General features: G+C 41.2%; 15 protein-coding genes. 6 read left to right on the forward strand and 9 right to left on the reverse strand.

The window, feature by feature from the left end; genetic code table 11:
• Window positions 1-36 precede the first annotated feature (36 nt).
• Window positions 37-2460 (forward strand): DUF5916 domain-containing protein, encoded by a 2424-nt coding sequence (locus IZT61_RS13575; protein ID WP_196097437.1) that lies wholly within the window; start codon window positions 37-39, stop codon window positions 2458-2460.
• Between the two features lie 533 nt (window positions 2461-2993).
• Here IZT61_RS13575 and IZT61_RS13580 read toward each other — a convergent pair.
• The 8 genes from IZT61_RS13580 to IZT61_RS13615 form a co-directional block, all read right to left on the reverse strand.
• A complete protein-coding gene (locus IZT61_RS13580) occupies window positions 2994-3995 on the reverse strand; it encodes a DUF3078 domain-containing protein (protein WP_196097438.1) in 1002 nt (333 codons plus the stop codon).
• A 94-nt stretch (window positions 3996-4089) separates the two neighbouring features.
• A complete protein-coding gene (locus IZT61_RS13585; protein ID WP_230383688.1) occupies window positions 4090-4410 on the reverse strand; it encodes a hypothetical protein in 321 nt (106 codons plus the stop codon).
• Window positions 4407-5159 carry a hypothetical protein gene (locus tag IZT61_RS13590; protein ID WP_196097439.1) on the reverse strand — a complete coding sequence of 251 codons (753 nt, stop codon included), beginning with the start codon at window positions 5157-5159 and terminating at the stop codon, window positions 4407-4409. The genes IZT61_RS13585 and IZT61_RS13590 overlap by 4 nt, the downstream gene beginning before the upstream one ends.
• Before the next feature lie 174 nt (window positions 5160-5333).
• Window positions 5334-6179 (reverse strand): glucosaminidase domain-containing protein, encoded by an 846-nt coding sequence (locus tag IZT61_RS13595; protein WP_196097440.1) that lies wholly within the window; start codon window positions 6177-6179, stop codon window positions 5334-5336.
• A 91-nt stretch (window positions 6180-6270) separates the two neighbouring features.
• The gene (locus IZT61_RS13600) at window positions 6271-6930 is read right to left on the reverse strand and encodes a glucosaminidase domain and LysM peptidoglycan-binding domain-containing protein (RefSeq protein ID WP_196097441.1); all 660 of its coding nucleotides are present in this window, start codon (window positions 6928-6930) and stop codon (window positions 6271-6273) included.
• Window positions 6931-6979: 49 nt separating this feature from the next.
• Window positions 6980-7615, reverse strand: a complete 636-nt coding sequence (locus IZT61_RS13605) for an O-methyltransferase (RefSeq protein WP_196097442.1) — start codon at window positions 7613-7615, stop codon at window positions 6980-6982.
• A gap of 8 nt (window positions 7616-7623) precedes the next feature.
• Window positions 7624-8040 carry a Holliday junction resolvase RuvX gene (gene ruvX / locus IZT61_RS13610; RefSeq protein WP_196097443.1) on the reverse strand — a complete coding sequence of 139 codons (417 nt, stop codon included), beginning with the start codon at window positions 8038-8040 and terminating at the stop codon, window positions 7624-7626.
• A 54-nt stretch (window positions 8041-8094) separates the two neighbouring features.
• Window positions 8095-10497: an outer membrane beta-barrel family protein gene (locus IZT61_RS13615; protein ID WP_196097444.1), complete on the reverse strand. Its 2403-nt coding sequence runs from the start codon at window positions 10495-10497 to the stop codon at window positions 8095-8097.
• A 180-nt stretch (window positions 10498-10677) separates the two neighbouring features.
• On the opposite strand from IZT61_RS13615, the gene IZT61_RS13620 reads away from it, so the two are divergent.
• The 5 genes from IZT61_RS13620 to IZT61_RS13640 all read left to right on the forward strand — a co-directional run bounded on the left by IZT61_RS13620 (window position 10678) and on the right by IZT61_RS13640 (window position 18762).
• The gene (locus IZT61_RS13620; RefSeq protein WP_196097445.1) at window positions 10678-11826 is read left to right on the forward strand and encodes a DNA polymerase III subunit; all 1149 of its coding nucleotides are present in this window, start codon (window positions 10678-10680) and stop codon (window positions 11824-11826) included.
• 2 nt (window positions 11827-11828) lie between these two features.
• Window positions 11829-13322, forward strand: a complete 1494-nt coding sequence (gene ricT, locus IZT61_RS13625; protein WP_196097446.1) for a regulatory iron-sulfur-containing complex subunit RicT — start codon at window positions 11829-11831, stop codon at window positions 13320-13322.
• Complete coding sequence (locus IZT61_RS13630; RefSeq protein ID WP_196097447.1) at window positions 13291-13782, forward strand: gliding motility lipoprotein GldH; 492 nt, start codon at window positions 13291-13293, stop codon at window positions 13780-13782. Before ricT ends, IZT61_RS13630 begins: the two co-directional genes overlap by 32 nt.
• A 577-nt stretch (window positions 13783-14359) precedes the next feature.
• Complete coding sequence (locus tag IZT61_RS13635; RefSeq protein WP_196097448.1) at window positions 14360-16471, forward strand: response regulator; 2112 nt, start codon at window positions 14360-14362, stop codon at window positions 16469-16471.
• Window positions 16472-16686: 215 nt separating this feature from the next.
• Window positions 16687-18762 (forward strand): response regulator, encoded by a 2076-nt coding sequence (locus tag IZT61_RS13640; protein WP_196097449.1) that lies wholly within the window; start codon window positions 16687-16689, stop codon window positions 18760-18762.
• Between the two features lie 5 nt (window positions 18763-18767).
• On the opposite strand, the gene IZT61_RS13645 is transcribed toward IZT61_RS13640, so the two are convergent.
• Window positions 18768-20069: a UDP-N-acetylmuramoyl-tripeptide--D-alanyl-D-alanine ligase gene (locus IZT61_RS13645; RefSeq protein ID WP_196097450.1), complete on the reverse strand. Its 1302-nt coding sequence runs from the start codon at window positions 20067-20069 to the stop codon at window positions 18768-18770.
• Window positions 20070-20093: the final 24 nt, after the last annotated feature.

A 20093-nucleotide genomic window follows, 5' to 3' on the forward strand; every position in this document is an offset into this window, starting at 1 on the left:
CACCATTCATAGTCTTATGGTTACTAAAACAAACAAATGAAAATTTTACCGTTCCTTTTACTGGCATTTATTGCAAACTTTATTTATGCACAAGACCCGGCCGGGCAAAAGAAACTCGTTGCCACGCGTACCGTAGAAACCCCTAAAATAGATGGTATTTTAGATGATGCCTGCTGGATAAACGTTCCCATTGCGACAGATTTTTTCGAGATCAGGCCAGTGCCGGGAAAAGTAGAAAAACAAGATCGGAGAACCGAAATGAAGGTTTTGTACGATGATGTTGCCATTTATGTTTACGCCAGAATGTACGATGCACCTGATAGCGTTTCGCACGAGTTGGTTTCCCGCGACAACATCGGAAATGCCGATTTTATATCCATCATTGTCGATCCGTTTTATGATAAAATGAATGGCAACGGGTTTTTTGTTACCGCTGCCGGCGTTCAGTTCGATGCCAAATACTCGCAAGTCGGCGATGAAGATCCCAACTGGAATGCTGTTTGGGAAAGTGCAGTTAAGCTCGATGATAAAGGATGGACGTGTGAGATGAAAATTCCGTATTCGGCATTGCGTTTTTCTGGCAAAGATGTACAAAGCTGGGGCCTAAATTTCAGCAGGCGCATTCAACGGACGAACGTACAAACGTTTTGGAACTTTGTTGATCCAAAAGTTAACGGCTTTATCAATCAGGAGGGCCTGTGGACTGGGGTAACAAATATTAAACCTCCGCTAAGGCTTTCGTTTTCGCCCTATGTTTCAGGCTACATCAATCATTATCCGCTTAATTTGGCCGGCGTAAAAAACACTACTGCTCGCTTTAATGGTGGAATGGATGTAAAATACGGCATCAACAACAGTTTTACGTTGGATATGACGTTAGTGCCCGATTTCGGTCAGGTGCAATCTGATAACCGCATCTTAAACCTCACTCCTTTTGAGGTAAAATTTAATGAGAATCGCCAGTTTTTTACAGAAGGCACCGAGCTTTTTAACAAGGGCGACTTGTTTTACTCGAAGCGAATAGGGTCTATACCCGCCTATGCTAATTATTCGGGCGTAAACGAGGGCGATAAGATTATCAAAGACCAAACAGAAGCAAAGGTGTTAAATGCTACCAAAATTTCGGGCAGAACGGCCAAAGGTTTGGGTATAGGCATTTTTAATGCAATTACCAACAGCATGCAAACCGAGGTAGAAGACGCCAACGGAAATACCCGCGAGGTGGAAACTCAACCACTTACCAATTATAATATCCTGGTCTTCGATCAATCTTTAAAGAACAACAGCTCGGCAACCTTTATCAATACCAATGTGTTGCGTCAGGGAACTGCGTACGACGCCAACGTAAGTGCCCTGCTTTTTACCCTAAACAACAAGAATAACAAGTATTTCATAAACGGTGGCGGTAAAATGAGTTATCTGCGTGGAGCTGAAAGCAGTACAGGCTACAGTTATACGTTAAGGTTAGGAAAACAGAGCGGAAACTTTACGTGGAGTTACAATCAGGCTTATGCTGATGATAAATTCGACCCATCGGATATGGGCTTTTTTACCAACAACAACTTTTTAGATCAACGCATTGGCTTAGGGTATAATGCTTACAAGCCGAGCAAATGGTATAACCAGTTCGAAAGCTGGCTAAACCTCAACTACTCACGCAGGGCAATTCCGAGTGCTTATCAAAAAGTTGGTTTTAACTCAGGCTATTGGGTGCAATTTAAAAACTTGTGGTCGGCAGAGTTTGATTTGAGCTTGGATAGAAAGGGAAACGATTTTTACGAGGCCCGGAACAGACAGATTTACCATGCACCGGGTGTTTTCGGGGCAGCTTTATACGTAAACCCTAATCGGGCCAAGCCTTACAATTTTGGCGGCAACATCCGTTATTTTAAACAGGCAGCGATGGGCGGTGAAGAATATAATTTCTATTTGTTCCAAAACCTGAGAGTGAACGATAAGCTCGCTTTTGGTTTAGATTTGGATTATAACCCAAATTTCAATTATGTAAATTGGGTGACCAACCAAGGCGAGCAATCTATTTTTTCAAAGTACGATCGGCGTACCGTCGAAAACTCTTTCGATGCCAAATATACTTTTACAAACCTGATGGGCATTACCGTTGTATTGAGGCATTACTGGAGCGACCGGAGAAACAAGGAATTTTATTTACTGAAACCTGATGGGAACTTGACAGCTTATGAGGGGCCGGCCTTAACAGGAACTGATAGAAACTATAACGTTTTTAATATCGATTTAATTTATACGTGGCAATTTGCGCCCGGCAGCACGCTCTCTGTCTCGTACAAAGATGCTGCAGAAACATACGACACTTTTTACACGGAGCGTTATAATAAAAACCTTAATGGGATTTTGTCAGCACCGCAGAATAATAGTCTGTCAATAAAAGTACTGTATTATGTAGATTATCTCGATTTGAAAAAGAAGCGGAAGAAAATATAGTTTTTTGAGTTATCGGATGAATAGTTGCAAGGCATCCGGCGATTATCACATCTCCTTTCGCCCGTTCGTCATTCCCGCCTGAACGGACGGGCAGCAATGCTATTAAGTTAAGCTCAGCAAACCGTCAGTCTGAGCTTTTCTGCTTGAGTTCATATTGAGCGTAGCCGAAATACTACATTGACGTTTTCTGAAAACATTAAAAAAATCGTCATCCGATAGCTATCGGATTCGACCGAAGAGCTCCATAGGAGCTCCGTTGGAGGAGAAATCTTTGAACCTTGAATAAAGATTTAGCTTCGCTGAGCACTTCGTGGTTCTCGGCTACGCTCGAAATGACGGCGCCTCTTAGCGTATTTTTCTAAAAAACAACGTCATTCATATTGATTTTCATCCCATAAATTACCCCTCAAGGTGACAATGTTCTATAATTTGATCCTTAACTAAATGACATTGGTCAGGCGCTCGATGACGACGCTTCTTAGGAGCATTTTTCTGAATGACGATGAGTTCACCCAATTACTGCAGGCGAAAATCTATCTGGGGAATGTAAAAGCAAAACCCAGCGACAGGGCCTGGCTCGCCTGTACCTTGGCATCAGTATCTTTATCGTACAAAATAACGCCCGTAATACTGGTATTCATGTACCTGTTGATCTTGGCCGTAAGCGCAATGTCCAGTCTGTGGTCAATTCGCGAACCAGAAATATCTTCGTATGGAATAAACATATTGTACCGTGCCTTTAAATTGGTATTCTTAAAAATGTCCTTGTCAAAAGAACTTACAATTTGAAAGGCGAGTTCATTTCTAAATTTCTTTCCGGGCTCAACACCGAAATTTTTACTGTTGGTACGATACAAAGTGGTATCGAGCACCAAGGTTTGACGAGCAGTACCGGTACCAATTCGGGTAGAGAAATAGTTTACAGGCTTATATTCGAAACCGATAGATTCTGTGATGTAACCAGGTCCCATAAATTTCGAAATTAGCGTAGCTACTTCTTGCCCATCGCCATTTCTGCTGTACGAGTAGCCATTATCAAACTGCGATTCGAAATTTAAAGAGCCAAAAAAGAACCAGCTTTTAGATAATTGAAATGAAGCTTTGTTATCCCAATAAATACGGTCGTTGGTTTTCTTTTGCAGCTGATCTTTGTTTTTTACTTTGCCATATTGCAAAATAACCTCGCTTACGTAGCTGTAATTATTCTTGTTGTATTCGGCTTTGTAGTTTACGGTTCCGCCAACGGCAACCGAGTTGGTTCCTCCACCTTTCCAGTTATCGCTAAACTGTGCCTGGTTAACGTTGATGCCGATGTTGGTTTTGGTTTTCCAGTAATTAACCTTCGCATTAACCACGAGGGGCTTAATATTTACCGGTTCGAAATTTAATGGCCCCTGCCTGCTTGGCAACGGACTACGTTTCAGCTTAATATCCATGCCTTTGGTATTAAACGGCACTGTATCAATTTCCTGTGCATACAAGTTAACCGAGCAGAAACTTAGAATAAGGATGATGGTAGCTAAACAGGTCTTCATTACCTACAAAGAAAAACAAAAAATTGTGAGATAAAAAGCTTTTGATAAAATGATTGTCCAACAGACAATTATAAATCGCTGCGCATTAGTGGCTTTAAAGTGCTTTAAGCCAGCCGTACCAGCTCCGTTTTAAATAATTCAAATTGCCGTCGTTATTGTAAGCCTCTTTTTCGAAAACAATGTTGCGGTAGGCGGTATCGTGTTGTTTAAAACGGATTAAATTTATTAAATAATGAAGAAGATACAAGATATAAAAAGGCAGAATAAGCAGTTCGAGCTGTTGCCTCAGGTGTATTTTTTCGTGGTTAATGATGACTTTGTTTACCCTCAGCTTTTCCGATTTAAGCAAGATGAAAGGAAATATCGCCATTCCTGCTGCGGGCAGGCGCTTAACGATTAAAATGGGTGGCCTCACAACTTATCGATGGTTAACTTGGGCAATGGAGGCAACTGCAAGGCCCTTGGGTTTAAGCGATAGCTTTTATAGGCGTTGCGAATAAACATATTGAAGCTGTAATCATCGGCATCGAGTACAAACTGATAAGTTGGACGGTATTGCTGCATAAAATCGAGCATTTCGTCTTCTTTTATTCCCAAAACCCTTTGAACCAAAGTAGCATTAAAGCGGTAATCGATTAAATCTTCGCGGTAATCTTTTTCCAGTATTTTTTGCAGGTGCCGGGCATTTCTTCCTTGTTTGCTCAACAAGTTGTAAATGGCGTCTATCCCCAGGCCAGCGCCGCCATTGCCCAGGCTCAAAAGATCTTTGCTGCTGCCTTTTTTGGTTTGATAACGGTATTCCTGAACTGACTTTTCATACTGTTGCTGCGGCGTTAAACGTTTTTGTTGTATAATCACATCGCGCAACCGGATACCGATTGATTTAAGCTGAAAGTATGCCGCCGCCTGTCCTTTAAAAACCAAAGTATCGACCCCATATCCCGAGAGCGCCGCAACCAACGTGTCGCCCGGAATAGCATAGGTGTTAAATTCGCCTTTTGTATTGTTATAAAGGCCATCGCCGGTACGGATGTTGTAAATGTAAACTTTTGCCAAACGTTGCTTGGTTTCCTTATCAATAACTATCCCCTGCACTGGTTTGGTTTGGCCAAACAGCATCGGCGACAAGGCCAAAAATAAAACAAGCGCAGCAAAAAATTTCATGAGGCTACAAAACTACAAATAACTGATAGGCAATGCTGAGTATTAACATTATTTAACGCAGGTTTTTTGCTTTTATTAATGCCGAAGCCCAGGTAAGCGCTCAACCCCATAGAAATAGATACGAATAAATTTACTTTGTGCCTGAAAACTTGAAAACCTAAAGTTAAGCGTATTTTATTTAACCGTTAAAACCTGACCAATCTTTATCGCGTCTGTGGTCATCTCATTAAGCATTTTCAACTCATCTACCGTAAGGTTAAAGCGTTTGGCAATGTTGTATAAGGTATCGCCTTTAGCAACGGTGTAAGTGCCGTTTGCCACAATGGGCTTAGCCCCTGGTGGAGGTGTTTCAACTGGTGTAAATTTTTTCTTTTCCTGCGGAATATTTTCGTTGATCTCTGTAAATACCCTGTCTTCGCGGGCAATTTTTTGTTTTTCGCTTTCTGGCTGATCGTATTGGTAAAGCTGATATTTCTCGATCATATTGATCAACAAATCCGGATATTTTGGATTGGTGGCATAACCTGCAGTTCGTAAACCCTGTGCCCAGCTCTTGTAATCGTTTTTATCCAGTTGAAACAAAAAACTGTAGCGTTTACGCTTCAAAAATTCCGAATGATCTTTAAATGATTCGCGGGCATCTTTGTACACCCTAAAGCAGTCGTTTTTTTGGTCATCATCGCGAAAATAATTTTTCCCTTTCCAATCCGATGTACATTTAATACCAAAGTGGTTGTTGGCGTATTTGGCTAAATCGCTGTTTCCACTGCCCGATTCTAAAATTCCCTGCGCCAAAGTAATGCTGGCCGGAATTCCGTAAGCGTTCATTTCTTCTATGGCCACGGCTTTAAACTCATCAATATAACTTAATGTATTGTAGCTTTTGTAACTGTTGTTGTTGGCCTTGTTTGCCGCTTTTTCAATCTGTTTGTTGTTTTTAGAAAACTTCCGCGAAGCACCGCACGAGCTGATCAGAAGCGCTACAATAACAATAAGAAGTAAATGATGGGATGAACGCATTTTTAATAGGTGTTGTTTGAATTGATTAATTGTTTAAAAGGCAATGTACTAAAGACTTAGGACTCGGGACTAAAGACTCCCAACTCCAAGCTCAATACCTCAACCGCTGGCCCGGCTTTAACCTGATGCTTTTCAGTCCGCTTTTTTTCATGATCGCCTTTACCGTTGTTCCTTTTTTCCTGGCAATTACGCTTAAGTTATCACCCGCTTTTACGGTATAAACGCGGCCTCTTTTCCGGTAAGTCCGGCTGGCGTAAACGGGTTTTTTATAGCCTTCCGGGCGCTCATCATATTTATAGAGCTCATATTTCTTAGCGATGGCAATTACCTGGCTTGCCCAGGTTCTGCTTTGAGCATATCCCGAACGTTGAATTCCCAGCGCCCAGCCTTTATAATCGTACTGATCGTGTTTTGCAAAAAGATTATTAAAAGGCTCGCGGGTCTCCATAATCTCTACAAAATGATCGTACGATTCGTCTGCATTTTCATAATCGCGATAGGCGGAGTGGATTTCCGTATTGTTGTTAGGCCCCTTTACACCAAAATGGTTGTTTAAGTACTGGGCAATTCTGCTGTTTCCAGCCGCTGATTCGTGTATGGCTACAGCTAAAATGATACTTGCCGGAATTTTGTGCTCACGCATTAAACCTTGTGCATATTCGGCATGTTCGGCAATATAATTCTTTATGCTCTGGGCTTTTACAAAACTTGCCGTTAAAAGTAGCAGGCAAAAAGTAAGTGTTTTTTTCATTTTTCATTTTATTGTCGTCATTGCGAGGCACGAAGCAATGACGGGTGATTCATTTCTTTCTTATCACAAACAGCCCATCCCTAACGGGGAGGATTAGTTTTTCAACCCGCTCATCTGCAGCTATTTTATCATTAAAACCAGTAATATTTCGGGTGTCTTTATCCTGCTTATCCTGAAGTACTTTTCCACTCCACAACACGTTATCAACAATGATGATTCCCCCCGGGCGAACACGCTCGAAGATAAGGTCGTAATAAGCGCCGTTATTCTTTTTATCTGCATCAATAAAAACGATATCAAAAACTTCATCCAGTTCCTGCATTGTTTCGTTCGCATCGCCCAAAATGTATTTAATCTTATCGTTAAATGCAGATTTTTCGAAATTAGAACGCACCATGTCCTCAAGTTCCAAGTTAATATCCAAAGTATAAAGGATGCCATCGGGTGTTAGTCCTTCGGCCAGGCAAAGGGTGGCATAGCCGGTAAAAGTGCCAATTTCGAGGATTCTTTTTGGGGCGACCATTTTACTCAAGAAGCTTAAAACACGGCCCTGGTAATGCCCCGAAAGCATTCGCGGCATTAAAACCTTAAGGTTTGTTTCGCGGTCTATCTGTTGAAGCAGCTCATTTTCGGGCTCGCAATAATGGAGTAAAAGTTGTTGTAAATCGTCGTTTATTAAGCTCATGTATTGGGTTATAAACGGTTGGTTTCCATAAAATATTGTAAAAGGATGGTGGCGGCAACGGTATCCACACGTTCTTTGTTCTGCCGGTCCATTTTTTTTAAGCCACTTTGGGCAATAGCCTGATGTGCCATTTTTGAGGTGAAACGCTCGTCGACCCAAAACTGTGGAATGGTTGGGAATGCTTTTTTAAGCAAAGTGGCAAAGCCTTTTACATGCTGTTTCGAATCTGAATCCGATCCGTTCATTTGCTTCGGATCGCCCAAAACAAAAGCTTCCACTTGTTCCGTTAGTAAATACTTTTTGATAAATTCAATAGCATCTTTTGGGTGTACGGTATCTAACCCGGTTGCGATAATTTGCAAGGGGTCGGTTACGGCGATGCCGATACGTTTAGTTCCATAATCAAAAGCTAGGATGCGGGCCATATAAAATTATTGAAGCCGCAAAGGTAAGGTTTTTTGATTTTATGGTTTCGTGCCCTATTTCCCCGCCCGATTGATCTCCTCAGCCGCACCACCGCTCGATCGTTTTGTGGCCTTTAAAGGCTTGCCGAAGCGATAAGAAAAGCTTAAACTCACTACCCGCGTGTCGCTCTTAAGCCTAAAATACTCCGTTGCGCTCGGAAAATCAGTTAAGCCTTCCATTACCTGCGTATAAAACATATCGCGGGCATTAAGTTTCAAACTTCCCTTGCCCTTTAATATAGATTTCGATAAACCAACAGAAACCTGTCCGGTGGGATACAATAGTTCCTGTAAATCGTTTCTCGCCCGCGTGATGTAATTGCCTGAAATTTCGGCATTCAAAGTTTTGTTAATGGTAAACTGATTGTTTATGCTTGATAGCAGCTGATTGATGGAAGATGAATAGTTGGAGTTTCGATAACCATTTAACTTTTTATAATTAAAGGTACTTTGCGCATTGATGTTCCACCACTTAAAAGGCGAAACCTGCAAAGCTACCGATAGGCCCAGGTTATGCACCTTACCAACATTGCCTTCCGTATAAACTAAAATATCAGTGCCCTGCGACAGAAACAATTGGGAGAAGTAATCTTTAACTACGCTGTAAGAAACCGATGTAGTGAGTAGCTGCTTAAATTGATGCGACAACTCCAGATTCCAGGTGTATTGCGGCAAAAAATATGGGTTTCCGGTGTGATAGGTGTATTTGTTGATGATAAACACAAAAGGATTAAGCTTTTGGTAAGCCGGGCGATCTATCCGGCGGCTCGCTGTTAGTGTAAACGAATTCAGCGAATCGGCCTGATAAGTTACATAGCCCGAAGGAAACAGGTTGCTGTAATTTCGCGAAAAAGCAGAGTCGGGCCGAATCTCGTTACCCAGCTGGTGCGCATTATAATACGTGTTTTCGTAGCGTAAACCGGCTTGCGCACTAAACTTGCCAAATTTGGTTTCGAAGCTGGTATACAAGGCGTTAATGTTTTCCTTGTATAAAAAATGATTGCTTTTGTTTAGGTCGGGCGAAAACGTGGTGCCGTTAAACAGTTCATAGGCCGCCGTGTTATCGGTGCTTATTGATGAAGATTTAAAACCCGATTCGATTTTCGCGTTTTTGCCAAAACTTACCTGATGATCAATCTTTGCCGAAAAAATCTTCAAATCAGATGGAATTTCCGCTTCTGTGCCGCCAAGGTCAACGTTCGATCCAAGCAGCCTGTTCCTGAACGATTGGTCGTTTTTAATGCTATACTTTAACGCATCAAGATCGAAAGAAATGCCCTGCTTTTTACTTATCGCATGTTTTAAGTAAACGTTAATGCCTGCATTTTTGAGATTGAAATCGGTAGTGCTGTATGTGCCAACGGCCGAATCGATAACCGAAGGGCCACTTTTCCAATTTGCTATCGCTTTGCCGGTTGCATCTTGCTTAGCAATAAGCCCGCTTAGCGTAAGTCCAACCGTCGTTTTTTCGGAAGCATAAAAATCAACACCAGTTTTAAAAATGTAACCCTGATTTTTGTTATTAAAGTTAGACGTTTGATCTAATGTCGAAGTCACGCTTCCATCACCATTAAAATATTGACGGTAAGCGTAAATATCGGTAAAGTTTTTTGCCGAGTTCACTGCAAAATTCGCAAACGTATTAAATTTACCCTTTCTAAAATTGAGCAGCAAACTGTTGTTGTTCTTATAATGGCGCCCATAGCCGAAACCAGTATTTACCGATCCATTAAACCCTTCCTGTCTGTTCTTTTTAGTTTTGATGTTAATAATTCCGGCATTTCCACTGGCATCGTACCTGGCAGACGGGTTAGTAATCAACTCAATCTGATTTACCTGCGAAGCACTCATGCTGCTCAGCAAATTGTTTAGTTCGGTGCCCGATAAATAAGTTTGTTTATCATCAATCATTACCAAAACCCCTGCTTTCCCTTGCAGGCTAATGCCACCATTCTTATCAACCATCACTCCCGGCGATTTCTCCAAAACCTCCAAAACCGTAGCACCGGCATTTGTTATCGCTGCATCAACATTAATAATGGTTTTACCCTGGCTGCGTTGAACGTACTGCCTTTTGCCAACTACATCTACATTCCCAAGGTCTTTATTTGCGCCGGTTAACACAATGTTAACTGTAGTAACGGCCGTTTTCGAAACCGTTGTTTGCTGGGTAATAAAGCCAACGGCAGTTATTTTAAAAATGTAGTTATTGGTTTTTGGGCGTTTAAAACTTGCAAAGCCCTGCTTATTAGTAACGCCAACCTTTACCACGGCGTTGTTGCTGGCTAAAAGCAGCTGCACTGTGGCCTGTTCTATCGGTCTCTTCTGCTCATCCATAACAATCACATCGATCGCTTTTTCCTGGCCAAAGGAAAAAAAGAATCCAAAACAAAGGAGCAAAAGAAGAACAAATTTCAAGACGTCTGTTTAAGTTAATTTAGCTAATGTAACTATATTCATTGTAAATTCGGTTTTTAAGCCTTAAAATATGCTTAAATTGCACTAAATCCTATCGTTAAGCGCTATCAAAAATCCGACTTAGGTCATATCTCACATGTATTTTATCAATTCTCGTATCTATTTCTTATTTTGCACCAAATGCAGTTTAAAGAAATCATCGGACAGGACAAGATTAAGCAACAATTGGTGCAAACGGTTACGGAAAACCGGATTAGCCATGCGCAACTTTTTTTATCGCCGATAGGTTCCGGAGCGCTGCCACTGGCCATAGCCTATGCACAGTATATTAACTGCTTAAACAGAAATGGCAACGATAGCTGTGGCGAATGTTCATGCTGCCGCAAATACGAAAAACTCATTCATCCCGATTTACACTTTTCGTACCCGTTTTTTGCATCGGCGAGTACTAAAATCGCGGTTGATGTGCTCGACGAATGGCGCAACATGCTGTTGCACGATCCTTATGTAGATATAGACATTTGGCGTTCGAAGCTCGATGCCGCAAACAAACAGGCCAATATTCCAATCGCCGAATGCCACGATATCATCAAGAAATTAAGCTACAAAGCTTTCGAAGCCGAAACCAAGGTTTTGATTATGTGGCTGCCCGAATATTTGGATAAAGCCGGCAATGCATTGTTGAAATTGATTGAAGAGCCACCGGCAAATACGCTGTTTATCTTAATTGCGCAAAGTCAGGAGCAGATTTTAACCACCATTTTATCGCGAACGCAAATTGTTAAAATTCCAAAGCTCACCAATCAGGAAGTTACTGAATATCTGTTAAACACAAGCGGTTTAACCACCAATCAGGCGGTTGATTACTCTTTTTTGGCCGATGGCAATTTAATTGAGGCAAAAGCATTGGCTGCAGATACGCAAAGCGATAGCTCAGGCACGTTTACGGCGTGGCTGCGGATGGGATTTGGCAACAGGGTACCTGATTTGATCGATTTTACCGACGAGGTGGCAAAGTGGGGAAGAGAGAACCAGAAAAATTTTTTAAGGTATGGCGTAAATTATTTACGTGAGTGCTGCTTAATTTTAAGTGGCGCCGATGATTTGGTAAAATTGCCGCCCCTAACGCTCGATACTGCAAAAAAGTTAACAACACATGTGCTTACCCTGCCAATGGCCGAGGCCATAATTGGCGAGCTGGAAAAGGCACACTACCATATTGAAAGAAACGCGAACCCTAAAATTCTGTTTTTAGATGTATCTTTACAGTTGGTAAAAATTATAAAGTTTAAAACGCTCCCTCAGGGGACTCAATATATATACAATTAATTATGGGATGTGGAAGTTGTTCAACAGGTGGTGGTTGCACCCCTAATGGATGCAAAAGTAATGGCTCATGTGGCACCACCGGGTGTCAGACAATGGAAGTACACGATTGGCTATCCAACTTGGATATGCCTTCAAATTATAAACCTTTTCAGGTTACCGAAATAAAGTTTAAAGGATCTCGCAAAGAGTTTTTCTTAAACAGCGATAATATTTATCTCGAAATTGGCGAGCTTGTTGCTGTAGAAGGGCCAACAGGTGGTTTCGATGTAGGCCATGTATCCCTCACAGGCGAACTGGTTCGGGTGCAAATGAAACGCCGCAAAACCGCTTTGGATCAGGTTACCAAAAAGATTTATCGAAAGGCCACTGAGGCCGATGTAGAGAAATGGAATGCTGCCAAGGGAATGGAATGGGAAACCATGCACAAGGCTCGTAAACTGGCTTTAGATCTGCGTTTATCGATGAAGATCAGCGACGTAGATTATCAGGCCGATAAAACAAAAGCCACGTTTTTTTACACAGCCGATGGACGGGTAGATTTTCGCGAGCTGATTAAGAAAATGGCCGAAAATTTCCGTATACGGATCGAAATGCGTCAGATTGGGATGCGCCAGGAGGCCGGACGTTTAGGCGGTATCGGTTCGTGCGGCAGAGAATTGTGCTGCTCAACTTGGTTAACCAATTTCAAAACCGTTTCTACCGCTGCGGCACGCTACCAAAACCTGTCGTTAAACACATTGAAGCTCGCCGGTCAATGCGGAAAGCTTAAATGCTGCCTAAATTACGAGCTTGATACCTATTTAGATGCCTTAAAAGATATTCCCGATCGCATCGAAAATCTCGATACCGAGGGCGGTTATGCCCGTCATCAAAAGACAGATATTTTCAAAAAAATTATGTGGTTTAGCTATCAGGGCGACGAAAACTGGATTCCGGTTAAAGCCGCTCGGGTTAAAGAAATCATGGTGATGAATAAGGCTGGCAAAAAAGCGCCAAACCTGAAAGAAGAAGCCGTTCAGGTTGCCGCCCCTGTTGTGGTAGAAAAAACCTTCGATTATGAGAATGTTGTTGGCCAGGATAGCTTAACACGTTTAGATGAACGCGGAAGAAACAGGAACAGCAGAAACCAAAAAGGCAAGGGAAATAACAATCAAAATAGGCGAGACAGAGCACAATCGGCAGATCGGAACGCTCCATCTAACAAAAAACAGTCTCAGCAAGGGGCTCCAAAAAACCAGCAAAGTAATAAGCCGCAGCCGGGCAATAAACCGCAACAGGCGGTACCAAAGCCACAACATGTAAACGGACCTAAGCCGCAGGGCAATAACCAGAAAGCACAGCAAGGGCAAAAACCTGTAGTTAAAGCAGAAGGGGCAACAGTTACCGAGGGCGCTAAACCCGAACAAAACAAAAGTAGAAACAGAAATAACCGCAGAAAAAACAATAACCGCCGAAATAACAATAATGGCTCAGAGAACAAACCTGCTTCCGAATAAAACATCTGCACTGGTGTGTTGCGCCCTGATGATGATTACATTTTTGGCGGGATGTACTAACAGTATTATCGACAGCAATGTGGAGTTGGATAACCGTAGATGGTCTTATCGTAATCACATCGCTAACTCGTTCGAGATTAAGGAAAGTTCAACGCCCTACAATATTTATTTTAAGTTACGCGTTACGGCCAATTACAAATATTCGAACATTTTTATCCTTGCCCATTTTAAAGATGGAAATAAGGTCGTTACCAGGCGCTATCAATACAAATTAGCCAAAAACGACGGCGAATGGCTGGGCAGTGGCTCGGGCAACGTATTTAGCTACACGTTGCCCATGCTTACCAACTATCGCTTCGCCCACAACGGAAAGTTCACCATCGAAATTGAACAGAACATGCGTGATAATCCACTTTTGGAAGTTAGCGATGCCGGTATTCTGATCGAAAATGCAGAATAATATACCATTGATTAAGGGCTATAAACTTGCGTTTGCCGATAATCTCCTGGGTATTAAATAGCAAAATATTGCTTTTTATAATTACAAACAGGAATCTGTTTTAAAACTCGGCTTTTCTCAAAGCGATGCCTTTGGCACAAAATTTCCCTGCCAAATTAAATTACGCATTGCTTTCATAGCCTCTCCCCATCAACATTTGGTTTAAAGCGATGTCTTTGCTTTCAGGCTGCCTCGAAAATGATGGACTAGCCCAAATGCTTGAAAGTACGTTTCAACTCCCTATATTGGTTTCTCGGCAGGCTAAACACTGCAAATTTGAATTGAATCTGTCTCTTTAGGACAGCCTCATGTACATACAGCGCAAAAACCACCGCCGTTATTCATGTAGCATCTTATTTGATCAGTCACCCGCCCCATCGGCGCAGAACTACATGGTTTGTACTCGAAATCGCCTAACATTTACTACCTTTAGGAATAACTGTATTCCCTTATGAGGAACTTTCGACTCCAATTTAAAAACGCTCTACTCTTACTATCACTTGTTTTCCTAAGCTGTGCAACGCTGGCACAAGACACTTTGTCTGCAAAAATCAAAAGCATTGTTCACCAGGCGAACGACCAGATTAACGAACCGAAAACATTCTTAAAAAAAATTAAGGAAGCAGAAACCATGGCGCTTAAAAGTAAAAACGCCATCGATTTTTTGCGTATTTACAAAGCCAAAGCACTCTTCTATCATTACAATAAAAACTTCAAAGCCAGCAAACCTTATATCATTAAAATTAAGCGCTTGCTGCCTTATTGTAATGATTTGATTGAGCAAGCACATACTTACGAACTGCTTTTTGTGTTGGAGCCATTTCCACGAGATGAAAGTATGAAAAACCTGTTGATGGCCCTTAAGCTTTACGAAGAACATGGCACACTGAAAGACCAAATAGATGTAAACTATAATTTGGCAGTGCAGTACAAGCGTGATAAAAATTGGAGCGCAGCCATTAAACATGCCTTGTTAGCGGCCAAAGTGATCAGCCTAACGCATAAAAAACCGGGCACCAAAAAATTTCTGGATTTGTTCTTACTGGAATCTTATACGGAATTGGGCGATTTTGAAAACGCCAGGGAAATGCTGAACAAAGCCAAAGCTACTTTTCGGAAACTTAGCGCAGAAAACAGAAACGTGCTCTACAGATACCTGTTCTTTAAAAACGCATCAAACTTTTACGCCAAAACGAAGCAATTGAACGAGATGGCAAAAATGAATGCCGCAGTTTTCGCCTCCATCGATAGCGTTCGGAAATTGGATCTCAGCAAACTAAATGACGTACTAAGGATTGAAAATGAGCTGGAAATGAAAAAGGCGGAGCTAAAGCGGGTTACGCTTGAGGCCGAACTAAATGAATCGAAAATAAGGGCGGGCCAGATTTTAATCGCCTTTATTTGTTTTTTACTCATCTTATCCATTGCAATTTCGATCTACCTTAAGCGAAATTCGAAAAAGATAACGGCCTTCAATGAAGCGCTTGAAAAAAAGAATGCCGATTTGGAAAGCATGGCTGCAAAGCTGGAGGAAGCCCTGAAAGCAAAAACCCAGTTTTTAAATGTAATGACACACGAGCTTTTTACCCCCATCAATGGTATCGCCTTAATTTCGCATAATTTAAGGGCCGAAATGGGCAAAAGTGGTTTTAATCAAAATCTCAAACTGCTCGAATTTTCGAGCAACTATCTATATCGGCTGCTAAAGAACATTGTTGATGCCAAATCGATAGAGAAAAAAGACTCAAAGCTGAATGTAGAAAAAACAAATCTGAAATCCTTTATCCGGCTTGTTTCAAAAACGGCTCAGATTTTCCTCAAAACTTCGACCAACAAATTTGAGCACCAGGTTGATGAAAATATACCTGTTCCACTGCTCGTCGATTCGGTTAAGCTTTCGCAAATCCTGATTAATTTGCTTAACAATGCCAACAAATTTACTTCAAAAGGCCAAATCTTCCTGAGTGTAGATTTGAAAACGGACACCGAAACGCGTGCCGAGGTTTTATTTAAGGTGATTGATACGGGAATTGGTATCAAGGCAAAATCGATAAGTTATATTTTCGATAAGTTTAGCCACGAATCAGAATCCATCAGGCGAAAATATGGAGGCAGCGGCATTGGACTGTACATTGTAAAGCATTTTCTTAGGCTGCACAACAGCAAAATAGCTGTTCATAGCCGCAAAGGGCAAAAAACTACATTTTCGTTCTCAATTTGGTTCGACAAAGTTGGTGCGAGCGATGCGCCGCGTGTGGAACTCCGCGAAAAGGCAACAGGCAACATCCTTTTAGTCGACGATAATCAGATGAATCTTGTGCTCACAAAAAGGCTTCTAGAATCAAATGGTTTTAGCTGCGATACCACCGAAAGCGGGCTGGATGCACTTGAAATATTACGGAAAAAAAATTACGACCTGATTTTAATGGACATCATGATGCCGGGGCTGAATGGCTTTGAAACCACTAAAAAAATGCGGGAAGAAAATATAAAGGAGCCGGTAATAGCCTTAACGGCGATAGATATTGACCAAAATAAGGCTGATTTTGAGCAAGCAAAATTTGCAGCGGTATTAACCAAACCGCTGATACCTGATCGCTTTTTTAAAACCATTAGAGCCACGCTTACCGGCCAACGCAACCGCAGTTAATTCGAATTTAAGCCCGTTAATTAATAGCGTTGAATAGACTTTATTCGAAAAATCGCTTTCAAATGAGCGAATATTTGTTACCTTTAGCTTTAGAGCTATAAGTTGTGAAATATTTAAACCTAATAATTTTATGTTCCTTTCTCATTCTCTGGGTCGCCTCCTCCAACTCTACCGCCTCAGGTCAGGCTAATGCTATATCCGATAGTATCAAAAAAATGGTCGATAAAGTAAATCATCAGATCTACAATGGAAAAATAGATCTTAAAACCATTTACAAAGCAGAACGTTTGGCACTTAAAACCAAAAATGCAGTCGATCTTTTGCGGGTTTACAAGCTGAAAGTACTCTTCTATTACTATAATAAAGATTATTATAACGGAAAACCTTATATAGCCAAAATCGAAAAGTTGCTGCCCTATTGTGAAGATCCATTGGAGAAGGCCGATACCTACCAAACGCTCTTTGTGGTAGATGCATACCCACCGGACGAAAATAAAGCAAATTTACTGAAAGCATTTGAGCTTTATAAAAAATATGGACAGGCTGAAGACCAAATCGACATAAACTACAACCTGGCGATATGCTATAATCGGGAGAATGATTCCAAAAATGCCATTATGCATTCGTTATTGGCGCTTGAAGCTATCGACGAAACGCATACAAAATCAGAGATGAAAAAATATCTCTACTTATTTTTATTTGAAGCCTACACTGAACTTAATGAGTTTACAAAGGCTAAAGAAATGCTGAATTTGATTGACTCAATTGCTGGTAAATTAAAACAAGCAAATCATTTCACATTTACGTATTTGTTACAAAAAAATACATCAAAGTTTTATTACAAAACAAAGCAATATAAAAAGCTGGCAGAAATAAATGATCAGGTGTTTGCATCTATTGATAGTGTGCGAAAAATGGATCTGATGAAACTGAATGATGCATTAAGTGTTGAAAGCGAGCTGAAAATTAAAAATAAAGAACTAGAACACCTCAAAATTAAGCAACAACTTGAAAACAGGAATGAGCAGATTTTCATCATTTTCATTTCTCTTTTACTCATTCTATTTATTATCATATCAATCTTCCTGAAGAGAAACTCGAGAGAGGTAAACGCCATTAACCAAGAGCTTGAATTAAAAAATAAGGATCTGGCGGCCATGACAACGGAGCTCGGCGACGCTTTAAAGGCCAAAACAGAGTTTCTGAACTTAATGACGCACGAACTTTTTACGCCCATTAATGGCATTTCAATTATCTCGCAAAATTTAAAGACAGAAACCGATAAGAAAAGCTTCGATGAAAATATTGAGCTGTTGGAGTTTTCGAGCAACCATTTATATCGCTTGTTGAAAAATATTGTAGACGCTAAGTTCATAGAAAAGCAAGTTCTTATTCTTAAACCAGAGGCTGTAAATTTTCAATCTTTTATGGGCTCCGTAGCCCAAACGGCAAATTTCTTTCTCAAAACCTCCACAAACAAATTCAAGTATTTTATTGATGCTAACATCCCCGATCCGCTGCTTGTCGATTCGGTGAAGCTATCGCAAATACTGCTCAATTTATTAAATAATGCCAATAAGTTTACCGCTAACGGCCTTGTTTCATTGCAGGTAAACCTCGAGGTTGAAACCGCTACTAAGGCGAAAATATCGTTTAAGGTTACCGATACAGGGATTGGTATTGATGCAGCGATTTTGGAACGGATTTTTGATAAATTCAGTCATGGATCAGATGAAATAAAGGAAAAATTTGGAGGCAGCGGCATTGGGCTTTACATTGTAAAACATTTCCTCTTGTTACAAGATAGCGAGATCACGGTAGAAAGCCAAAAAGGGAATACGGTGTTTTCTTTTTCTATCTGGTTTGATAAAGCTTTTGAAATGGGAAAATCGGATAAAACGGTGACTCAAAAATCAAAAGGAGAAATACTTCTGGTGGATGACAACAGAATTAACCTGATTCTTACCAAAAAGCTTTTAGAATCAAATGGTTTCGTTTGTGATACAATCGAAAGTGGATTTGACGCCCTTGAACTATTAAGGAAAAAAAACTACGACCTCATATTGATGGACATCATGATGCCGGGCCTTAATGGGTTTGAAACTATTAAAAAGATCAGGGAAGAAAACATAACAGACCCGATTATAGCTTTAACCGCCATCGATATTGATCAAAATACGACCGAATTTGAGCAAGCAGACTTTACAGCGGTGTTAAGTAAGCCCTTGGTGCACGATTGTTTTTTTAAAACGATTACAGCAATACTTGCCAAGAATAGCCACCGAAGTTGATTTCGTTACAAATATTGCAGCAAGTTTTCCAGTTTCATGCCTCGCGAACCCTTCAATAAAATGAGGTTGTTATTCATTACGTTTTGTTGAAGGTAGTTGGCCGCTTCGCCCGGTGTTTCGAAGAAAGTCGCATCAAGTACGTCTTTAAACCCGTAAAAATGTTTTCCAATTAAGATAACCTCATTTAATCCGCTTTGTGTAGCTTGCTGTGCAATTAACTCGTGCTGCTTTGCCGATTCGGGGCCAAGCTCGAACATATCGCCCAAAATGGCAACTTTTTGGGGCGAAGAAAGTGCCGAAAGGTTATTTAGGGCGGCTTCCATGCTACTCGGGTTGGCATTGTAAAAATCGCAGATTACCGTGTTGCGCTCGGTTTTGGTTAACTGCGAGCGATTGTTTTTGGGCTGATAGCCTGCCAGGCCAGCGTTAATTTGGTCGGGCTCCATGTCGAAGAAATCGCCAATGCAGATTGCCGCCAGTATATTTTCGAAATTGTAACTTCCGGTTAAGTTGGTTTTTACTGTTGTTGCAACTTCATGATTGGTCCACTCTACCTCAATAAAAGGATCGCTGCTTTTTAAGTTTCCCTTTATTGTATTTCCATGCTCCGTACCGTAATAAATCAGTTTATTAAGCCCTGCAGTGTTGCTCATTTCCAACAGGTAAGGGTTGTTTCTGTTGATAAAGGTGTAACCATGGTTTTCTTTCAAATAAGCGTACAGCTCGGCCTTGCCCTTTTTTACGCCTTCAAACCCGCCAAAGCCATCTAAATGCGCCATACCCACATTGGTAATAATGCCATGCGTAGGCTGGGCGATGGTACAAAGCAGCTCAATTTCTTTTTGATGATTGGCACCCATTTCAATTACCGCAATTTGCACATCGCTGCCAATGGATAAAATGGAAAGCGGCACGCCAATGTGATTGTTCAGATTGCCAGAAGTAGCAAACGTTTTATAACGCTCGGCCAAAACCGCATTGATCAATTCCTTGCTTGTTGTTTTGCCGTTACTGCCCGTTAACCCGATAACCGGGATGTTTAACTGTTTACGGTGGTGGCGGGCAAGATTCTGTAAGGCCGTCAGCACGTCATCAACCAGTAAGCAGCGCTCATTCTTGGCATATTGTTCCTCATCAACAACAGCAAAGGCCGCACCATTATCCAAAGCCTGCTCAGCAAACTCATTCGCATTAAAATTATCGCCCTTCAACGCAAAGAAAATGCAATCCTTAGTGATGTTCCTGGTGTCGGTAGATACTTGCGGGTGCTCAAGGTAATGGCTGTATAGGGTTTCGGTCGAGGTCATGCTTTAATAGTAAAAAATATGCTG

Source organism: Pedobacter endophyticus (assembly GCF_015679185.1).
Taxonomy (GTDB): Bacteria; Bacteroidota; Bacteroidia; order Sphingobacteriales; family Sphingobacteriaceae; genus Pedobacter; species Pedobacter endophyticus.